The sequence below is a fragment of the Streptomyces sp. NPDC035033 genome, from assembly GCF_040636735.1.
Classification (GTDB): Bacteria; Actinomycetota; Actinomycetes; order Streptomycetales; family Streptomycetaceae; genus Streptomyces.
In genome coordinates, this window is sequence record NZ_JBEZUZ010000032.1 from 1 (window position 1) to 19608 (window position 19608).

Here is a 19608-nt window from a genome sequence, read left to right on the forward strand (position 1 = left end):
CGGGCGCCACCGCTCCCGCCCGCGCCCCGGAACCCCGGGCGGCGGCGCCCCGCGCGGCGGAGAAGCCGCGCCCGCCCCGCACCCGCACCGCCGCCCCCACGCGCGTGCCCGCGCCCCGCGCCTCCGCGCCCCGGGTGTCCGCGCCCCGCGCGGCCCCTCCGGCGAGCGGGCAGGTCCCCGAGATGCGACGCCTGTGCCGCGAGGCGCGGCGGATCGAAGCCCCCATGGGCGCGGCGGAGTTGTGCCGGAGCGTGTACGGACACTGACGCGGCACCCAAGTGGCCCACTCCCAAGGGCCCCCAATGGACCAGGAGGAACGGGCCAGTTCACCGTACCGTCGTGACCATGGCGAACACCTCCCCGGCCCCCACCGCCGCCGCACCCACCACGCCCGCCGCCGGCCGTCCGCGCCCCGCGGCGCCGCGCGCCCTGCTCCTCGCCCAGGCGAGCAACTCCCTCGGCGACGGCGCCTTCTACGTGACCTCCGCGCTCTACTTCACCGGCATCGCCGGGCTCTCCGCCGCGCAGGTCGGGGCCGGGCTCGCCGTCGCCTGGGCGGTGGGCTCGCTGGCCGGGGTGCCGCTCGGGACGCTCGCCGACCGGCGCGGGCCGCGCGGCACCTCCGTCCTCCTCGCGCTCGTGACCGCGACGGCGGTCGCCTCCTTCCTCCTCATCGACTCCTTCCCGGCCTTCCTCGCCGCCGCCACCCTGTACGCCTCCGCGCAGAGCGGCCTCGCCGCCGCCCGGCAGGCCCTGCTCGCCGGACTGGTCGCCCCCGCCGCCCGCACCGCCGTCCTCGCCCGGCTCCAGGCCGTCCTGAACGGCGGCCTCGCCGTCGGCGCGGCCCTCGGCGGCCTCGCCCTGCACGCCGGCACGCGCGGCGCCTACGCCGCCGTGTTCGCCCTGGACACGGCGGGCTTCCTGCTCTGCGCGCTGCTGCTGTCCCGGCTCCCCGCCCCGGCCCCGGCGCCCGCTCCCGCCACCGGGGCCGGCCCGGGGGCGACCGTGCTGCGCGACCGCCCGTACGCCGTCCTCACCCTCCTCAACGCGCTGATGCTGCTGCGGATGCCGGTCCTGGGCCTCGCCCTGCCGCTGTGGATCGTGCAGCGCACGGCCGCGCCCGGCTGGACGGTCTCGGCGCTCTTCGTCCTCAACACCGTGACCGTGACCCTCTTCCAGGTCCGCGCCGCCCGCTCGGTCACCGACCTGGCCACCGCCGCCCGGGCGGTCCGGGGCGCGGGCGCGGTCATGCTCGCCGCCTGCGCCGTCTTCGCGGTGACCGCGCTCCCGGGGCTCGGCGCCGGGACGGCCGTCGCCGTCCTCGTCCTCGGCTCCGGACTCCTCGTCGTCGCCGAGATGCGGCACTCCGCCGGCTCCTGGCAGCTCGGCCTCGGACTCGCGCCCGCCGACCGGATCGGCCAGTACCAGGGCTTCTACGGGGCGGGCGTCCCCGTGGCCCGTACCCTCGGCCCGCTCGTCGTCACGACCCTGCTCATCGGCGGCGGCCCCGCCGGCTGGCTGCTCCTGGGCGGCGTCTTCGCCCTGGCCGCCACGGCCACCGGCCCGGTCGCCCGCTGGGCCGAGCGGACCCGGTAGCCGGGGAGCGCCCCGCCTACCGCGCCGGCCGGTCCGTCAGCAGGGCGAATCCGGCGCGGTCGACGGAGACGCCCGCCGCCGCCAGGACCACCACGCCGGTGCCCGCCGACCGGTCCAGGCCGAGCCAGGAGCGGAAGCCGCCGGTACCGCCGTTGTGGAGGGTGACCGTCAGGTCCCTGACCCGGAGGGTGATCCAGGCCGCGCCGATCCGCGTGCCGGCGGTGAACGGGACGACCGGGTCGAGCGCGGCCGTCCCCGGCGCGGTGCCGTCGAGGAGCGCGGCGGTCAGGCGCGCCATGGCGCCGATGTCGGCCCGGATCCCGCCGGCCGGCCCCAGGGCCTCGCCCGTCCACGGCTCGCGCGGCCGGCCCCGCCGCGTCGTGCCCGTCAGCGCGCCCGGCCGCAGCCCGGCCGGCCCCGCGGGCAGGTAGAAGCGGCCGAGTTCGAGCGGCGTGGTGATCCGCCCGGCGACCAGCTCCTCGTACGACGTCCCGGCGGCGGCCGCCAGCGCGTGCCCCAGCAGCTCGAACCCGAGGTTGGAGTAGCGGGGCCGGGGCGCGCCGAGCCGCACCGTCCGGGTCTGGTCGAGCAGCTCGGCGACGTCCTCGCCGTACGGATTGGCGCCGTGCCGCCACAGCGCGAACGTCCGCCGCCACGGCCGGGCCGCGGCCGGCAGCCTCGGCAGCCCCGACCGGTGCGTGGCCAGCGCCCCCAGCGTCACCCCGGCCGTCGGCGCGTCCCCGAGCGGCAGCAGCTCCCCGAGCGCCGTCCCCGCCGTCACCTCCCCGCGCTCCAGCGCGTCCGCGTACAACAGGCCGGTGACCCCCTTCGACACCGACCCGATCTCGTAGTCGGCCTCCGGCCCCGCCCCCACCGACGCCACGGCCGTGCCGCCGGGGCCGACCACGGCCCCGGCCACCGGGAACCCCCCGCCCGTCAGCGCCCGCAGCCGCTCCGCCAGCCATGCCTCACCGCGTTCCCCACCCATGGGGGCCACCCTAGGCCGCTCCGGCGCCCGGTGCGCCCGCCCGTCCGGAGCATCTGTGACTCACCTCACTGATTCCGCTTTCCCTCTTTCTGTTGTCGCCCCCCTCCGCGGAGGCTCTCCCCTGCGCAGGAAACTCCAGGAACGGGCGAGAGAAGGACGGACGGCGTGCGGAGCACCATGGGCAGGGACGAGATGACGGAGTGGATACGGGCGGCGCGGTACGGGGACCCCTGGGCGTGCGACAGGGTCCTCGGCGCCCACCGGCCGCTCGTCCACGCCCTGGCGTCCCTCGCCCTCGACGCCCGCCCCGCCGTCGCCGCCGGGACCGTCGCGCAGGACGTCCTGCGCCGCGCCCACGGCACCCTCCACACCCTGCCGTCCCCGGAGGCCTTCCGGCCCTGGCTCGTCGCGCTCGCCGTCGACACGGTCCTCGGCCACGCCGCCGGGACGGGCGGCTGGCTGGACGCCCAGGACGCGGTGCTGGCGGCGCTCGGACGGCTGGAGGACGAGGGGCTGCTCGCCCGGTACGAGACGGCCGCCGCGCTCCAGTGGCCGGCGGAGGAGACCGGGGCACGGATCGGGACCGCCCGGGGACGGCTCGACGCGGCCCGCTCCGTCGACACCGCGCTGGCCCGGCGGCCGCGCTGCCCCGCCCTGCACGGACTGACCGGCGGCTGGGACGGCCTCCCGACCCCCGGATGGCGCGACCACCTGGCGGCGCACACCACGCGGTGCGCCGCCTGCGCCGGAGCACCGGTCGGGCCCGCCCCCTTCCCCGCGCCTTCCGCCGCGGCCGAGCCCGTCGACCCGACCCGGGCGTACGACCTCGGAGACCTCGCCCCGCTCGCCGCCCCCGCCCCGGCCCCGGCACCGGGCGGGCGGCGCGGGACCCGGGCGGACCGCCGGCGGCGGCGCCGGGTGGAGGAGCGGAACCGGCGGCGGGCCGCCGTCGCGGCCGGGATCGCGGTCGTCGCGGTGACCGGAGGGGCCTTCTCGCTGTACGGCGGGCGCGACGGGCAGGAGGGCCCGGAGGTGAACCGCGCGGCCGCCCCCGGCCCCGACGCCCCCCGCGGCCCCGACCCGGACTCCCTCACCACCGCCCCCGCCCCCACCGGCGCCACCCCCTCCGCCCGCCCCTCCCGGGCGACGCCCTCCGCCACCCCCGCCACCACCGCCGCGAAGACCGGGACCCCCCGCCCGACCACCGCGACCCCCACCCCCCGGCGCACCACCGCGAGCCCCACCACCACCCCCGCGAAGAAGACCGCCGCCCCCACCACGGCCCCCCGCCCCACCCGCACGACCACGGCGCCGACCCCCGGCACCGACCCGGACCCCGGCACCGGCGACCAGCAGGACACCGGCCAGGGCTCGGCGGCGGACCAGGTGATCGCCCTGGTCAACGCCGAGCGCGCCAAGGCCGGCTGCGGGCCGCTCACCGCGAACGCCACCCTCACCCGCGCCGCGCAGGGCCACTCCGACGACATGGCCGCCCGCGACTTCTTCGACCACACCGACCCCGACGGCGACGGCCCGGGAGAACGGGTCACCGCCGCCGGCTACCCCTGGTCCACGTACGGCGAGAACATCGCCATGGGCCAGACCACCCCCGAACAGGTCATGGACGCCTGGATGAACAGCCCCGGCCACCGCGCGAACATCCTCAACTGCTCCTTCGAGGAGATCGGCGTCGGCATCCACACCGACGGCGGCCCCTACTGGACCCAGGTCTTCGGAGCCCGCTGACACGCCCGCGGTCTCCCGCACGGGGTCAGGCCCTCGCCTCCGAGACCAGGGCGGACAGCTCGACCCGCGACCGGATCTGGAGGCGGGCGTAGACCCCGCGCAGATGGTGGTCGACGGTCCGCGGGCTCAGCGACAGGCGGTCGGCGACCTCCTGGTTCGTGGCGCCGTCCGCGACCAGGCGGGCGATCCGCTGCTGCTGCGGGGTCAGCCCGGCGAGGGCGGCGGGCTCCGCCGGGCGGTCGCCCGCCGCGCCCGTCGCGCGGAGCTCCGCGCGGGCCTGCCGGGCCCAGCCCTCGGCGGCGGCCCGCTCGAAGGTGACCAGGGCGTCGCGCAGCGGGCCCCGCGCCTCGCCGGGGCGCCGCCGGCGGCGCAGCCACGTCCCGTACGCGAAGAGGGTGCGGGCCCGCTCGAAGTCGTTGCCGCCGTCCTCGTGACGGCGCAGGGCCTCGTCGAACCAGCGGTGCGTCTCCTCGCCGCAGGCCGCCAGCAGGGCGCGGCAGCGCGCCAGCTGGGCCGGGGCCGGCCGGTCGAGGCCGTGCCCCGCCCACCGCGCGTACTCCTCCGTCGCCGCCCGCGCCTCCGCCACCCGCCCCGAGGCGACCGCCGCCTCCACGAAGCACGGCACGACCAGCATGCGGAGCGCGAAGTGCCCGCCGTGCGGACCGGGGCGGACGAGCGGCGCGAGCCGCGCGGCGGCCTGGGCGGCCAGCCCGCCGCCCGACTCCGCCCGCGCCAGCGCCCACTCGGCGAGCGTCACCGCCTGGGCCAGACCGTGCGGCCGGCCGATCGCCAGTGCCCGCCCCGCGTGCTCCAGGGCGGCCGGCCCGTCGCCGGTCACCGAGGCCACCAGGGCCAGCACCGCGTGCTGGTGGGCCGCCGAGTTGAGCTGGCCGGTGGCCCGGGCCGCGCGCAGCCCCTCCCCGGCGGCGTGCCCGGCGCGGGCGTACCGTCCGGCGCGCAGCTCCGCGTACGCGAGGTGTTCGAGGATCCGGGGGAGGAGCGAGGCCCGCTGCTCGGCCCGCGCCCGCGCCAGGGCCCGGCCGTGCAGCCGGGCCGCCGCGGCGACGTCCCCGAGCACCAGCGCGGCCGCCCCCGCCCGCAGCAGCAGCCGCGGTTCGTCCCGCGCCGCGTCGACCGCGACCACCCGCGCGAGCGGGGGCCGCGCCCGGTCCGGGCGGACCGTGAGCGCCGCCCGCAGCCCCTCGGCGAAGGCCCGCTCGGTGCCCCGCGCGGCCGGGGCCAGGTCGAGCGCGGCGAGGCAGGCGTCGACGTCCCCCGCCGCCCACGCGGCCTCCATCGCGAGGAACCGCGCGTCCGCCGCCTCCGCCGGCTCCCCGCCCCCCAGCGCCTTCGCCGCCTGGAGGAACGCCTCGTGGGCGTCCATGACCGGCCCGCCCGCGAGCGCCGCGAACCCCCGCGCCAGCAGCGCCCGCCCCCGCGCCGCCGAGGAACGCCCCCGCACCCCCGCCGGAGGCCCGAGCCGATCGGCCCGGTGCCGCTCGTGCGGACCCGGGGGAGCACCGGCCGGGGCGGGGCGGACGCCCGTACCGGCCCGGCCGGCGCTCCCCGTACCGGCCCGGTCCCTCCCCGCCCCGGCCGCCCTGCGCAGGAACGGGTCGGGAAAGGTCAGTTCGTCGCCCCGGCGGTGGAGCAGCCCGGCCGCCACCAGGCCGTCCAGGGCCTCCGTGGGCACCCGCAGGGTCCGGGCGAGGGCCAGCAGCGCGCCCACGTCGGTGCGGTACGGGTCCCCGGCCGCAGGGTCCGCGCCGCCGGGCGCGCCGCAGGCCCGGGCCGCCACGCCCAGCAGCCTGCGCCCGTCCGCCGGGAGGGCGCCGAGCAGACCGCCGTACACCGCCGCCAGGACGCCGTCGCCGACCAGCGGTTCCGGCGCCGGGGCGGTACCGGCGAGCACGCCGGGGGAGAGGCGGCGGACGGCCTCGACCAGGACGCCCGGGTGCCCGGCCGCCTCGTCGAGGAGCCGTTCGGCGACCGCGGGCCCGAGGCGGCCTCCGCCCGCGTCGTCCAGCAGGGCGCGGGCCGCCTCGCGCGCGAGGCGCGACAGCCGGACGAGCGGCGCGCCCGGGACGGGCAGGGGGCGGCCGGGCGCACAGGCCACGAGCCAGCCGAAGCGGGCCGCCCCGCGCGGGCCCGGTGCCCGCCAGTGCGTGAGGAACGCGGCTCGCGAGTGCGCGTCCCACAGCGGGAAGTCGTCGAGGCAGAGCAGGACGGGCCCCCGGCCGGGGAGCAGCGCGGCGAGCGCGGCCGCGATCCCGCCCGGCCCCCGGGCGAGCCGCGCCGCCCGGCACGCCGCCGCCCCGGACGGGGCCAGCGCGGCGAACAGCGCCCGCGCCCCGCTCCACGGCACCTGCCGGCGCGGCGCGCCGACCGCGTGCGCCTCGCCCGGGAAGTCCAGGGCCGCCCGGGCCAACAGCCGGGACCGCCCCTCACCGGGACCGCCGGCCACGCACACCGGCCGGCCGGTGTGCGCGGCCGGGTCCGGCGACGGCGACAACAGCCGGGAGACGGCGGCGAGTTCGGCCTCCCGGCCGTACAGCGCGGGCGGCCCGCCGGGCTGTGCCCGGGCACAGGGCGTCAGGACCCCAGCGGGCAGCTGCCCCGGTACTCCTCGATCGTCAGACTCGGCCGCGGCAGCGGGCAGAGGAACTGCTCGTACCGGGTGTCGTCGTCGATGAACCGCTTCAGCCACGCGATGCTGTACTTCGCGATCGTCGTGTCCGAGGTGTTGGGCGTGAAGTGCGAGGCGCCGTTCAGCTCCAGGTACGCCTTGTCGAGCCCGGCGGGAAGGCTCTCGTAGAACGGCTCCGAGTGGGTGGCGACGGGCGCGATCGTGTCGCCGTCCGCGCCGATGACCAGGGTCGGGGTGCTGATCTCGGGCCAGGTCTTGTCCGTGTTCCAGCCGGTGAGCGGCACGGCGGCCTTCAGGCTCGGCCGGCTCTTCGCCGCCTCCAGCGTGCCGCCGCCGCCCATCGAGTGGCCCATCACGCCGAGCCGGGAGGCGTCCACCCGGTCCCGGACCGGGCTCTTCTGGGTGAGGTGGTCGAGCGCGGCGAGCAGCTGGCGGCCCCGGCTGTCCGGCTGGTCGAGCGTGGTCAGCGTGTCGATGACGAAGACGACGAAGCCCTGCGAGGCCAGCCGCGGCCCCAGCCAGGCCACCGAGGACTGGGTGGCGGTGAACCCGGGCGAGATCGCCACCGCGCCGAACGTCCCGTCGGCGGTGCTCGTCGGGTAGTAGATGGTGCCGCCGCCGAAACCGACGGCGGCGAGCGAGGAGACCGAGGTCTGCGCGACCGCGTACGGGCCGCGCGCCGCCTCGACGCTCGCCTCGGTGGGCGCGGGGCCGCGCTCGTACGGATTGCCGGTCGCGGCTCCCGCGCCCGGGGCGAGGAGGAGCGCGAGGCCGGCGGCGACGGCGGAGGCCGCGGCAAGGTATCGCTTCACGACGAAGTCGTCCTCTCGTGTCGTGGTGCGGCCGCCTCCGAGGGAAGGGGCGGCCGGTGCCGTGGGGGCCCCGCCACTGTGCGGGCGGCACGGAACGCCGTCATCGGCACAATCACCGGTCCCGCGCGCCCGGAGGCGGCTCCGCGCCGCCCGACGGGGCCCGGGAGGGGCCCGCCACCGGAACCGGGAGCCCTCTTGAACGCGGGCCCGGAGCCCCGGAGGCCGGGGCCCGGAGTCCGGTGCCTGGTGTCCGGAGCCCTCCTGACCGCGGGCCCGGCTCCGTGGGAGACTGCGGATCTCGCCGTTCTCCCGGTGACCGTCCCCGTCCCACCCCGACCGTCCGCCACCCCGGCCGGCAGGAGGTCCGATGACCGTACGTCCGCGGCCCGCCGCACCCCGGGACCCGTCCCGGGCGCTGCTCGTGCGGTACGGGGCCGAGGCGCCGGCCGGCGCGGTGCTCCTGCTGCACGGCGGACGGGCCGACGGCCTCGAAGCGCCGCCGCTCCTCAACCTCCCCGCCCTGCGGATGCGGCCCTTCGCCGAGGCGGTGCGGCGAGCGGCGGGCGGCCGGCCGGTCCTGATCGCCGAGGCCCGCTACCGGCACCGCGGCTGGAACGGCGAGCGCGCCGACGCCGCCCGGGACGCCGAGGCCGCGCTCGCCGGACTGCGGGCGCGCTTCGGGGAGGTCCCGGTCGTGCTGGTGGGCCACTCCATGGGCGGACGGGCCGCCCTCGCGGCCGCCGCGGACCCGGCCGTCCGGGGCGTGGTGGCCCTCGCGCCCTGGTGCCCGCCGGACGAGCCGGTCGCCCACCTCGCCGGCCGTCGCCTGCACCTCCTCCACGACGAGGCGGACCGGGTCACGGCGGCGCGCGACTCCTGGGCGTTCGTCCGCCGGGCCCGGGAGGCGGGCGCGGACGCGACCGGCGTCCCGATGCCGACCGGGGGCCACACCATGGTGCGCGGCGCCCGCCTCTGGCACCGGCGGGCCGCCGAACTCGCCCTGGAGACGCTGGTCCGGAAGCCGGCCTGACGGCTCCCGGACCCGCCCCGTCCCCCTTCTCCCGGGCGCGGCGGCCGTGCCCGATTCGCGAAGGCGGGCACATCGGGACAGGATCGGGCGGAGAGGGGCGTACGACGACGCCCCCGCGCGGTCGCGGGGCCGGTCCCGCCGGCCGCGGCGCGCGCGAGGAGGCGAGCGGTGGCGGAACTCATCGTGATCGGGTACGAGGACCGTGCCGTGGCCGAGGAAGCCCTCGGCACGGTGCAGGAGCTGCAGCGCGACCACGTCGTGGGCCTCAACGGCCTGGCGGTCGTCTCCGTGGACGCCGAGGGACGCACCCACGTCGACACCTCGAACCGGGTCGTCGGCGCCACCGCCGCGACGGGTGCCCTCTGGGGCACCATCTTCGGCATCCTCTTCCTCGCCCCGGCGGTCGGCGCGCTCACCGGCGCCGCGCTCGGCGGACTCGTCGGCCGGCTCGGCAAGTCGGGCGTCGACGACCGGTTCCGGCAGCAGGTCGGCGACCTGCTGCGGCCCGGGACGGCGGCCCTGGTGATCATGGCCGCCAAGCTCACCGAGGACAAGTTCACGGCGGCGATGCAGCGCCACGGCGGCACCGTCCTGAAGACGTCCCTCAGCGACGAGGACGAGAAGGACCTGGCGGAGCAGCTCGCGGGACCCGCGTGACGGAGCGCCGGAGCCCGGCCGGACGGCTCGCGCCGGGCGCCCGCGCCGCCGTGTCTCCGCCCGGGCCCGCCGCTGTATACGCTGCTCGCGTGGTCGGTCGACAGGACGAGCGGGAGGCGCGGGACGTGCGGGAAGAGCGGGGCGACGCGGCGGGGACGACGGACGGCGGAGGGCCGGACGCCGGAGACGTCGGGCTCCACCGGTTCGCCGTCGCGCTGCGCCGCACCTTCGGCGAGGTCAACCGCGTCGCCCACGTCTTCGCCGCCGACCAGCGGCTGCACCCCACGGACGTCCAGGCGCTGTCGTTCGTCCTCGACCACGACGGGCCCGTCACCCCCGGCCTGCTCCGCACCCACCTGGGCCTGACCTCCGGCGCCGTCACCGCCTGCCTCGACCGGCTGGAGAAGGCCGGGCACATCCGGCGCACCCGCGAGAGCTCCGACCGGCGGGTGGTGCGCGTCGAGTACGCCGACGGCGCCAGGGCCGTCGCCCGCGACCACTTCCGGCCGCTGGCCGAGGCCACCGAGAAGGCCCGCGCCCGCTTCGACGACGGCGAACTCGGCACCGTCCTCCGCTTCCTGGAAGCCCTCAACGCCGAACTGGCCGAACTCCGCGTCCCCCGCCGCTGACCCGCCCCGGTGCGCGGGCCCCGGCGCGCGTCCGGCCGTCAGCCGGCGCCGTCCGCGCGGAAGGCCAGGATCGCCGTGTCGTCGCGGTGGTCCGAGAGGCCCTGCAGGAGGCGCAGGAGGTCGGGGAGGGAGCGGCGGCGACAGAGGGAGGCCTCGGCGGCCAGGCGGCGCTGGCCCTCGTCGATGGGGGCGGAGGGCGTCTCGATCAGGCCGTCGGTGTACAGGAGGAGGGTGTCGCCGGGGCGGAGGACGTGGACGCGGGTCGTGCGGGGGAGGTCCGGGGCCGCGCACAGGGGCGGGTCCGCCGCGCCGGACAGGTAGTGGGCGTCGCCGCGGGCCGGGACGACCAGGGGCGGCGGGTGGCCCGCGCTCGACCAGGCCAGCAGCCACGTGCCGTCCGCGCGGCGGCGGAGGGCCGTGTGCAGGGCGGTGGCCAGCGGGGCCGTGCCCAGGCCCGCGGCGACCTGGTCGAGGCGGGCGAGCACCGAGTCCGGCGTGGCCTCCGGCCCGCCCGCGTACGCCAGCGCCCGCAGCATGCTGCGCATCTGTCCCATCGCCGTGGCCGCCGTCAGGTCGTGTCCCGCCACGTCCCCGATGTCGAGGACCAGCGTGCCGTCCGGCAGCGTGAAGGCGTCGTACCAGTCCCCGCCGATCTCCTCGCTGGAGCTGGCCGGCTGGTAGCGCGCGGCCAGCGTCCCGCCCGGCACCGGCGGCGGCTCCGTGAGGTGCGCCCGCTGGAGGCCCAGCGCGGTGCGCCGGGCCCGCTGGAGGTCGAGGACCATGCGGATCGGGCCCTGGGCGTGGAGCAGCACCTCCCGCAGGAGCTCGGTCTCGGCCGGGCCGGGGACGGGGGTGTCGCCGTTGCTGCTGGTGGCGGCGTACCCGAGCACGAGGTCGTCGACGATCAGCGGGATGAGGGTGAGGCTGGTGGCCCCCGAGGCGGTCAGCCAGCGTTCGCTGACCGTCGGGATCAGACCGGGCGGCACGGGGGCGCCGGGCAGCAGCCGGAAGGTGACCGGCGTCCGCCGGTCCAGCACCTTGCGGACGGCCGGGGTCACCGCCACCCGCTGGCCGCGCAGCGCGGGCGGGGCGGGCAGCCCCGGCCGGGTCGCCGACGCGATCCGGCGGGCCGTCACCCCGGCGTGGTCCGGCAGCGGCCACTCGTCGTGCGAGAGCAGCAGGATCAGGCAGGCGTCGGTGAGCTCCGGCACCACCACCTTCACCACCTCGGCGAACGCCTCGTGCAGGCTCGCCCCGGACACCGCGGCGACCTGCGCGAGGAGCCGCTCGCGCAGCCGCGTGCCCCAGGCGTCCTCGACGTCGGCGGTGGCCGCCACCCACTCGGTGATCCGCCCGTCCCGCAGGACCGGCACGGAGCGGGTGGACAGGTGCCGGTACGAGCCGTCCGCCGCCCGCACCCGGAACGTCGCCTCGAAGACCCCGGACCGCTCGCCGCCGCCCGCGGCCCGCCGCCACGCCTCGCTCAGCCGCTCCCGGTCCCGCGGATGGATGTGCGCGTACCAGCCCTCGTCCGCGCGCGGGTGCCAGGGCGACCCCGTGAGCCGCTCCCAGCCGGGGACGATCTCCTCCATGGAGCCGTCGGCCCCCATGACCCACACCATGTGCGAGACCGCCGAGACCAGCGCCTCGTACCGCTGGAGCGCCTGGGTCTCGGTGGTGGTGTCCATCGCCAGGACGAGGATCCCGGGCCCCTCGGCGGTGGTGACCGGGCTGCACGAGTACACGAAGTGCCGGGCCTGCCCGGGGGCGCCGGGGTCGGTCCGGCGTTCGCCGACGACCTGCCGGGCCCGCCCCGTGACCCGTACGGAGTCGAGCACGCCCAGGAAGCGGTGGCCGTCCGGGTCCGGGAAGGCGAGCCGCGCCGGCAGCCCGATCGGGCGGGCGCCGAACAGCCGGGTGAACGCCGAGTTGGTGTAGAGCAGCCGGTCCTCGGGCCCCGCCAGCACCGCGACGGCGGCGACGGTCCCGTCGAACATCGACGGATCGAAGGCCGGCCCGGACCCGGGGCCGTCCTGCCGGGCCCCGCCCCCGGCTCCGGCGGCGTCCGCGCCGGGCCCGTTCCCGGCCGTCCCCGGGGCCGGCCCGCTCCCCGGCGTGCCGGGGCCGTGCCGGTCCGGTCCGTCCCCGCTCTCACCGCCCTTCACGCTCTCATCATCGCGGCGGGAGCCGATTCCGGCCCGCCGTCGTGCCCCGGACGGCGGTGCCGGGGCGTGGTTGACGCGCGTCGACCCGACGGTCCAGGCTTCCTCCCGACAGGCGCTCTCTGACAGATGCATGACAGCGCATGACGCGACCCGTCATGCCTGTCGCACGGACCCGTTGAGGTGGAGGCCCGACCGATGCTCCCGCACCCCCGCGCCGCCGTTTCCCCCGTCTCCAGACTCCTGCTCGCCCTCGTCCTGCTCGTCGCCGGCCTCGCCGGGGTCGTGGCCGGAGCGGGCCCCGCCCGCGCCGACGGCTGCTACACCTGGTCGCGCACGCTCTCCCAGGGCGCGACCGGGGGCGACGTGACCCAGCTCCAGATCCGCGTCGCCGGCTACCCCGGCTACGGCGCCGTCCTCGCCGTCGACGGCTCCTACGGCCCGGCCACCACCGCCGCCGTGAAGCGCTTCCAGTCCGCCTACGGCCTCGCCGCCGACGGCGTCGCCGGACCCGCGACCTTCGCCAAGCTGTACGAGCTCCAGGACGACGACTGCACCCCCGTCCACTTCACCTACGCCGAGCTCAACGACTGCAACACCACCTGGGCCGGCGGGGCCGTCAGCGCCACCACCGCCAAGGCCAACGCCCTGCGCACCATGTGGAAGCTGGAGGCCCTCCGGCACGCCCTCGGCGACGAGCCCATCCGGGTGACCAGCGGTTTCCGCAGCACCGCCTGCAACGACGCGGTCGGCGGCGCCTCCTCCAGCCGCCACCTGTACGGTGACGCGGCCGACCTCGGCGCCGGCCCGCACTCCCTGTGCCGGCTGGCCCAGCAGGCCCGTTACCACGGCTTCAACGGCATCCTCGGCCCGGGCTACCCCGGCCACTCCGACCACACCCACGTGGACCACCGCCCGACCCGCTACTGGTCCGCCTCCTCCTGCGGCATCTGATCCCGCCCGCGGCTCCGGCCGCCCGCGCCCCTCGGGGCCCGGGCGGCCGGAGCCGTCGCGGGCGTCAGGAGATGACGCCCACGTGGGCCAAGGCCTGCTTGAGGAGGACGCCGTGCCCGCCGGGCATCTCGCTCTGGACGGCGGGGGAGGCCGCCTCCTGCGGGCTGAACCAGACCAGGTCGAGGGCGTCCTGGCGGGGACGGCAGTCGCCGCTCACCGGGACGACGTAGGCGAGGGACACCGCGTGCTGGCGGGGGTCGTGGAACGGGGTGATGCCCGCGGTCGGGAAGTACTCGGCGACCGTGAAGGGCTGGAGGGAGGCGGGCACGCGCGGCAGCGCCACCGGTCCGAGGTCCTTCTCCAGGTGCCGCAGCAGGGCGTCCCGGACGCGTTCGTGGTGCATCACGCGTCCGGAGACGAGGGTGCGGTTGATCGTTCCGTCGGCGCCGATGCGGAGCAGCAGTCCGATGCTCGTGACTTCGCCGCTGTCGTCCACCCGTACGGGAACCGCGTCGACGTACAGGATCGGCATCCGGGCGCGGGCCGTGTCCAGCTCGTCCGAGGTCATCCAGCCGGGCGTGGTCTCAGTCATGTCAGACATCGCCTGATCATACTTTCCGCCACGGCCGCGCGGCCGCGATTCCCGCATCCGCCGATCGGGTGGGCTCCCGCCCGGCACCGCCGGCCCCGGACGCACCGCCGGCCCCGCCCCTTTCCGGGGCGGGGCCGGCGTCCGTCCTACTTCACCGATCCGGCCATCACCCCCCGCACGAAGTGCTTCTGGAAGGCGAAGAACACCACCAGCGGCACGGCCAGCGAGAGGAACGCCCCCGGTGCGAGGACCCCGATGTTGCTGCCGAACTGCCGCATCTGCGACTGCAGCGCCACCGTCAGCGGCTGGGACTCCCCGTCGGCGAAGAGCAGCGCCACCAGCATGTCGTTCCACACCCACAGGAACTGGAAGATCGCCAGGCTCGCGAGCGCCGGCCGTCCCAGCGGCAGCACCAGCCGGTGGAAGATCCGCCACTCGCCGCCGCCGTCGAGCCGGGCCGCCTCCAGCATCTCCCGCGGGATCTCCGCGAAGAAGTTCCGCAGCAGGAAGACGCCGAACGGCAGACCGTACGCCACGTGGAAGAGGACGACACCGGCCACCGTCCCGAACAGCCCCACCGCCCCGAAGAGTTTGGCCACCGGCAGCAGGCCGATCTGCACCGGCACCACCAACAGGCCGACCACCACCAGGAACAGCGCGTCCCGGCCGGGGAACTCCAGCCAGGCGAAGGCGTATCCGGCGAGCGCCGCCACCCCCACGACGAGGACGGTGGTGGGCACCGAGATCAGGACGGTGTTCCAGAACGCCTGGACGAGCCCCGAATCCTCCAGGAGCGCCCGGTAGTTGTCGAAGGACAGCTGCGCGGGGTCGGTGAACGCCGTCCACCAGCCCTCCGTCGCGTTGTCCCGCTCGGAGCGCAGCGAGGAGAGCAGCAGCCCGGCCAGCGGGGTGATCCAGACCAGGGTGACCAGGAGCAGCAGCGTCTGCACCGCCGTGCTCCCCAGCCACCGGCCCGCTCCGGCACGTCCGTTCACGATCCGCCCCCCTTCCGGAAGCGCCGGATGTTGAAGACCATCGCCGGGACGACGAGCAGGAGCAGCAGCACCGCCAGGGCGCTGCCGAGGCCCTGGTCGTTTCCGCCGCCGAAGGAGACCAGCCACATGCGGGTGGCCAGCACGTTCGCCTCCTCCTGCACCGGTCCCGGAGCGATGACGTAGACGAGGTCGAAGACCTTCATCACGTTGATGACCAGCGTCACGAAGACGACCGTGAGAACGGGCGCCAGCAGGGGCACGGTGATCCTGCGGAAGATCTGCCGCTCGTTCGCGCCGTCCACCCGGGCCGCCTCCAGCACGTCCCGGGGGAGGGCGGCGAGCCCCGCCCCGATCAGCACCATGGAGAAGCCGGTCCACACCCACAGGTAGGCGCCGATGATCGCCGGGGTGACCAGGGCCGGCCCGAGCCAGTCGACCCCGCCGTACCCGGCGGCGAAGTTGGCGGCCGGCACCCGCAGCCGGTACGTCCCCTCGCCGAGCCCGTCGAACCGGAAGGTGCCGTCGGCGGCCGTGCGGGCCGACGCGACCGCCTTCCCGTCCCGGACGGCTTCGACCGTCATCCCTGGCAGCCCCTTCTCCCGGGCGTCCACGACCCCGGTCCGGCCGCCCGTCCCGGGCGTGAAGTCCAGGTAGACCGTCCCGGCCAGGCCGTCCGGCGCCGCGGCGGGGGCCCGCGCGGCCTCCGCCCGCCCCGGTACGGCTCCGGGCGCGACGCCCACGAAGGGCAGGACGGCGACGGAGCCGGGCCGGAGCTCGCCGCTGGTGTACCCGCGGGCCGGGTCCCCGGCGAGGGCCCGGCCCTCCCGGGCGCGGGCGGTCGGGTACGGCGACGGTTCGTCGAAGGCGTCGTGGACGCCGACCACCACCGCGTTGAGGACGCCCCGGTCGGGATCCTGCTCGTACGCCAGCCGGAAGACGATGCCCGCGGCGAGGAACGACACGGCCATCGGCAGGAACAGCACCAGCTTGAACGCGGTCGCCCACCGGACCCGCTCGGTGAGCACGGCCAGGACCAGGCCGAGCCCGGTGAGCAGGGCGGGGGCGACCACCACCCAGATCGCGCTGTTGCGGAGCGCCTTGAGGGTGGCGGGGTCCCGGACCATCTCCCCGTAGTTGTCCGTGCCGACGAACCGGTCGCCGGTCGCGTCGAAGAGGCTGCGGACGACGGAGAAGACGACCGGGTAGGCCACGAGCGCGCCGAGGAGCAGGAGGGCGGGGAGGGCGAAGGCGGCGCCGAGGAGCCGCCTCCTGCGCAGGGCGCGGCGCCGCGGGTCCGCCGCGGCGCGCGCCTTCGTCTGCCGGTCCATGGCGGCCCGGCCTCAGTTCCCGTACGCCTTGGCCGCCGCGGCCTCCAGGGCGGCCGCGGTCCGCGCCGGGTCCGACGGGTCGCGCAGGAAGTCCTGGAGCAGCTTCCACTCGCCGGCGCCCTTGGTGCCGCCGAAGGCGGCGGGCGCCTGGTCGGACATGTCGAAGCGGACCGAGTCGCCCGCGGCGACGAGCGAGGCGGCGGTGGCGCGCGCGGTGTCGTCCGCGTACGCCTCGGGCTTCACGTCCTTGTTGGGGGAGAGGAAGCCCCCGGCCCCGGCCCACACCTCGGCCGCCTCCGGGGTGGCGAGGAACTCCAGGAACCGCATGCCGGCGTCGGCGTTCTTCGCGTCCTTGAGGACGACGGCCGCGTCGCCGCCGCTGACCACGGGCGCCTTCCCGGCGCCGACCGGCGGGAACGGGAAGAACTTCGCGTCCTCGCCGGGCTTCTTGCCGTACTCGTCCTTGGCGACGCCGCCGACGAAGTCGCCCTCGTACACCAGGGCGGCCTCGGGCGAGGGGCCGAAGACCTTCTCCACGGAGCCGGGGAAGTCGGTCCGCAGCGCCTCGGCGGCGCCGCCCGCCACGAGCCGCTCGTCCTCGAACACCTCGGCGAGGGTGGTGAGCGCGCTGACGACGCTGGGGTCGGTCCACTTCAGCTCGTGGCGGGCCAGCGCGTCGTACTTCTCGGGGCCGGCCTGCGACAGGTAGACGTTCTCGAACCAGTCGGTGAGGGTCCAGCCGTCCTCGCCGGCGACGGCGAACGCGGGCAGGCCGGAGTCGGCGAGCGTCCGGCCCGCCGCGAGGAGCTCGTCCCAGCTCTTCGGCTCGCCGACGCCGGCCTGCTCCAGGGCGCCGGGGGCGTACCAGACGGTCGACTTGTGGGCGGCCTTGAAGTAGAGGCCGTAGTAGGTGCCGTCCACCGTGCCGTAGTCCTTCCAGACCGGCGCCAGGTTCCCGCCGGCGGTGGTGGCGGTCTTCTCGGAGAGCGGCTTCAGCCAGCCCGCCTTCGCGAACTGCTGGAGGACTCCGACCTGCGGGACGAGCACCACGTCGGGGGCGTTGCCGCCCTCGATCTTGCTGCCGACGAAGGTGGAGACGTTGTCGCCGGAGGGGACGAAGACGGTCTTGGCACCGGTCTTCGCGCTGAACGCGTCGAGGACCTTCTTGAAGTTCTTCTGCTCGCCGCCGGTCCACACGCCGGCCACCGTGACGGTCGTGCCGCTCAGTTCGCCGCCGGACGCCGCGCCGTCGCCGCCGCCCCCGCAGGCGGTGGCGGTCAGCGCGAGGGTGAGCGCGGCGGAGAGCGCGCCGGTGGTGCGGAGGGTCGTGAGGGAGGGTCGTCGCATGGTCGTCCTTCCTACGCATCGATGCTTTCATGTTAAGTAGTAATGACGAAAGCATGTCAACGGTGCCGACCCAACGAGCATGAATAACGGCACAGTTGGGGAGACGGTAGAGGGGAAAGAGAATCCCCCTACCTAACGGGTAAGCAGAGGGAGGGGAGGTAGGGGCGAGGTGTCGGGAACCGGCGGGGCCCGTCCCGTCCCGCCCGCCGTGCGGGATCGCCGCCGGCACGCCCCTCCGCACGGCCCGTCCCCGACTCGTGGGTTCCTCCCGTACGCGGCCCCGGCGCGGCGGTCCATCGTGGCAGACGCACGCCGGCCCGCATCGGCGATACTGGTCCGGCGGACCCGGCGACCACCGGCCCCCGGCCCGCCACCACCGGGCCGGGAACGGCGAACGACACAGAAGGGGGAGCGCGTGCGGCAGCAGCTGCTGGCACTCCTCACCCGGGGCCCCGCCCACGGCTACGAGCTCAAGCAGGACCTTGAGCAACTCCTCGGCTCCGCCTACCCCCAGCCCAACGTCGGCCAGGTCTACGTGACCCTCGGCCGGCTGGAGAAGAGCGGACTCATCGAGGGCGAGGACGTCGAGCAGACGGGCCGCCCCAACAAGCGGATCTACCGCCTGACCGACGCCGGACGGGAGGCCGTCGCCGCGTGGTTCGAGGACGCCGCCGACGAACCGCGGGTGCGCGACGGGTTCTTCATGAAACTCGCCCTCGCCCCCCTCTCGGGCCTCGCCGATCCCATCGCCCTCATCAACCGGCAACGACGGCAGCACCTCAACACCATGCGCGGCCTCTCCCGGCTCGCCGCCGCCGAGGACCGCGACAACAAGATCGCCCGACTCCTCATCGAGGGCGCCATGCTGCACCTCCAGGCCGACCTCGACTGGCTGGAGCGCTGCCAGGAGGAACTCGAATGAGCGACGGTTCCGGCGCCCCGCCGGGGACGAGCGTGCGCGCCGAGGCCCTGACCGAGACCCACCGCGGCGACCGCGCCCCCGTCCGCACCGCCCGCCGCCTCGTCGACCCGGCCGGCGAGGCGCCGTGGCCCGCCCGCGCCGAAACCGGATGCCGGACCGGCCCGCGGGCTGTTCTACTGCTCCGATGACCGAGACACCGACCGCCGTACGGGACTCGCTGCACGGGCTCGCCTTCGGTGACGCCTTCGGCGACCGCTGGTTCGGCATCCTCCGCAGGGACGGCGACGCGCCCCTGGCGGCCCGGACGCCGCCGGCGGAGCGGCCGTGGCGCTGGAGCGACGACACCGCCCAGGCGCTCGTCCTCGTACGGGAACTCGCCGAGGGCGGCGGCACCGTCGACCAGGACCGCCTCGCCCGGCGCCTCGCGGACGCCTACGCCGACGACACCCACCGCGGCTACGGCGCCTCCATGCACGACGTGCTGCGCCGGATCGGCGCGGGCGAGCCGTGGCGGGAGGTCGTCGCCGGACAGTTCGGCGGGCAGGGCTCCTGGGGCAACGGCGCGGCCATGCGGGTCGCCCCGCTCGGCGCCTGGCACGCGGCCGACCTCGACGCGGCCGCCGAGCAGGCCGCCCGCCAGGCCGTCGTCTCGCACCACCACCCGGAGGCGGTCGCCGGGGCGGTGGCCGTCGCCCTCGCCGCCGCCCTCGCGACCCGCGGCAGGGGCGGACCCGCCCCGGCGCGCCCGGACTTCCTCCGGGCCGTCGCCGGGCGCCTCCCGGAGAGCGACGTCCGCTCCGGCCTGAGGATCGCCGCCCGGATGCCCGCGCACACCTCGGTCCGGCACGCCGCCGAGGTCCTGGGCTCCGGCTACCGGATGTCCGGCCCCGACACCGTCCCCTACGCCCTGTGGTGCGCGGCGACCCACCTCGACGACCTGCACGAGGGCCTGTGGACCACGGTCGCGGGCCGCGGCGACATCGACACCACCTGCGCCATCGCCGGCGGCGTGATCGCCGCCCGCACGGGCGTCACCGCCCTTCCCGCGCCCTGGCACGCGGCCCTCGAACCCCTGCCCCCGCACCCGGAGCCGGGCCCGACACCCCCCTCGGTCCCGGGATGACCGAGCGGGCGCTCGGCTCCCTCGGCTCCCTCGCCTCCCGGCCCGCGGCCGCCGCGCGCGGGACCTCCGCCTGACCGGCG

The 19608-nt window shown here is 77.1% G+C and carries 16 protein-coding genes and 1 pseudogene; 9 read left to right on the forward strand and 8 right to left on the reverse strand.

Going from position 1 to position 19608, the window contains the following annotated elements:
- Positions 1-266 (forward strand): annotated as a pseudogene (locus AB0E83_RS15525) (hypothetical protein); the annotation flags it as partial.
- Between the two features lie 79 nt (positions 267-345).
- Positions 346-1596, forward strand: a complete 1251-nt coding sequence (locus tag AB0E83_RS15530; RefSeq protein ID WP_362110747.1) for an MFS transporter — start codon at positions 346-348, stop codon at positions 1594-1596.
- 16 nt (positions 1597-1612) lie between these two features.
- On the opposite strand, the gene AB0E83_RS15535 is transcribed toward AB0E83_RS15530, so the two are convergent.
- The gene (locus AB0E83_RS15535; RefSeq protein ID WP_362110750.1) at positions 1613-2584 is read right to left on the reverse strand and encodes a serine hydrolase domain-containing protein; all 972 of its coding nucleotides are present in this window, start codon (positions 2582-2584) and stop codon (positions 1613-1615) included.
- Between the two features lie 165 nt (positions 2585-2749).
- Here AB0E83_RS15535 and AB0E83_RS15540 point away from each other — a divergent pair, with 165 nt between their 5' ends.
- The gene (locus AB0E83_RS15540; protein ID WP_362110753.1) at positions 2750-4330 is read left to right on the forward strand and encodes a CAP domain-containing protein; all 1581 of its coding nucleotides are present in this window, start codon (positions 2750-2752) and stop codon (positions 4328-4330) included.
- Positions 4331-4355: 25 nt separating this feature from the next.
- Here the strand turns inward: AB0E83_RS15540 and AB0E83_RS15545 are convergent, their stop codons facing one another.
- On the reverse strand, positions 4356-6758 hold the full coding sequence (locus tag AB0E83_RS15545) for a helix-turn-helix transcriptional regulator (protein WP_362110756.1): 2403 nt from the start codon (positions 6756-6758) through the stop codon (positions 4356-4358).
- A gap of 164 nt (positions 6759-6922) precedes the next feature.
- A complete protein-coding gene (locus tag AB0E83_RS15550) occupies positions 6923-7789 on the reverse strand; it encodes a dienelactone hydrolase family protein (protein ID WP_362110759.1) in 867 nt (288 codons plus the stop codon).
- A 367-nt stretch (positions 7790-8156) separates the two neighbouring features.
- Here AB0E83_RS15550 and AB0E83_RS15555 point away from each other — a divergent pair, with 367 nt between their 5' ends.
- The 3 genes from AB0E83_RS15555 (at position 8157) to AB0E83_RS15565 (ending at position 10105) form a co-directional block, all read left to right on the forward strand.
- Entirely contained in the window at positions 8157-8819 is a 663-nt protein-coding gene (locus AB0E83_RS15555) for an alpha/beta fold hydrolase (protein WP_362110762.1), read from the forward strand.
- Positions 8820-8987: 168 nt separating this feature from the next.
- Positions 8988-9476 (forward strand): DUF1269 domain-containing protein, encoded by a 489-nt coding sequence (locus AB0E83_RS15560; protein WP_362110765.1) that lies wholly within the window; start codon positions 8988-8990, stop codon positions 9474-9476.
- A gap of 89 nt (positions 9477-9565) precedes the next feature.
- Positions 9566-10105: a MarR family winged helix-turn-helix transcriptional regulator gene (locus tag AB0E83_RS15565; protein WP_362110768.1), complete on the forward strand. Its 540-nt coding sequence runs from the start codon at positions 9566-9568 to the stop codon at positions 10103-10105.
- Positions 10106-10143: 38 nt separating this feature from the next.
- On the opposite strand, the gene AB0E83_RS15570 is transcribed toward AB0E83_RS15565, so the two are convergent.
- Complete coding sequence (locus AB0E83_RS15570) at positions 10144-12102, reverse strand: SpoIIE family protein phosphatase (protein WP_362110771.1); 1959 nt, start codon at positions 12100-12102, stop codon at positions 10144-10146.
- Positions 12103-12465: 363 nt separating this feature from the next.
- Between AB0E83_RS15570 and AB0E83_RS15575 the strand changes: the two genes are divergently transcribed.
- Positions 12466-13221 (forward strand): D-Ala-D-Ala carboxypeptidase family metallohydrolase, encoded by a 756-nt coding sequence (locus AB0E83_RS15575; RefSeq protein ID WP_362110774.1) that lies wholly within the window; start codon positions 12466-12468, stop codon positions 13219-13221.
- A gap of 64 nt (positions 13222-13285) precedes the next feature.
- Here AB0E83_RS15575 and AB0E83_RS15580 read toward each other — a convergent pair whose 3' ends face one another.
- The 4 genes from AB0E83_RS15580 to AB0E83_RS15595 all read right to left on the reverse strand — a co-directional run bounded on the left by AB0E83_RS15580 (position 13286) and on the right by AB0E83_RS15595 (position 17483).
- Positions 13286-13813: an NUDIX hydrolase family protein gene (locus AB0E83_RS15580; RefSeq protein WP_362110922.1), complete on the reverse strand. Its 528-nt coding sequence runs from the start codon at positions 13811-13813 to the stop codon at positions 13286-13288.
- 146 nt (positions 13814-13959) lie between these two features.
- The gene (locus AB0E83_RS15585) at positions 13960-14808 is read right to left on the reverse strand and encodes a carbohydrate ABC transporter permease (RefSeq protein ID WP_362110777.1); all 849 of its coding nucleotides are present in this window, start codon (positions 14806-14808) and stop codon (positions 13960-13962) included.
- Entirely contained in the window at positions 14805-16136 is a 1332-nt protein-coding gene (locus tag AB0E83_RS15590; RefSeq protein WP_362110780.1) for an ABC transporter permease subunit, read from the reverse strand. Before AB0E83_RS15590 ends, AB0E83_RS15585 begins: the two co-directional genes overlap by 4 nt.
- 12 nt (positions 16137-16148) lie before the next feature.
- On the reverse strand, positions 16149-17483 hold the full coding sequence (locus AB0E83_RS15595; protein WP_362110783.1) for an ABC transporter substrate-binding protein: 1335 nt from the start codon (positions 17481-17483) through the stop codon (positions 16149-16151).
- A gap of 415 nt (positions 17484-17898) precedes the next feature.
- On the opposite strand from AB0E83_RS15595, the gene AB0E83_RS15600 reads away from it, so the two are divergent.
- Together AB0E83_RS15600 and AB0E83_RS15605 are read left to right on the forward strand one after the other, a co-directional pair.
- Complete coding sequence (locus tag AB0E83_RS15600; protein ID WP_362110786.1) at positions 17899-18405, forward strand: PadR family transcriptional regulator; 507 nt, start codon at positions 17899-17901, stop codon at positions 18403-18405.
- A 184-nt stretch (positions 18406-18589) separates the two neighbouring features.
- Entirely contained in the window at positions 18590-19528 is a 939-nt protein-coding gene (locus AB0E83_RS15605) for an ADP-ribosylglycohydrolase family protein (RefSeq protein WP_362110789.1), read from the forward strand.
- Positions 19529-19608: the final 80 nt, after the last annotated feature.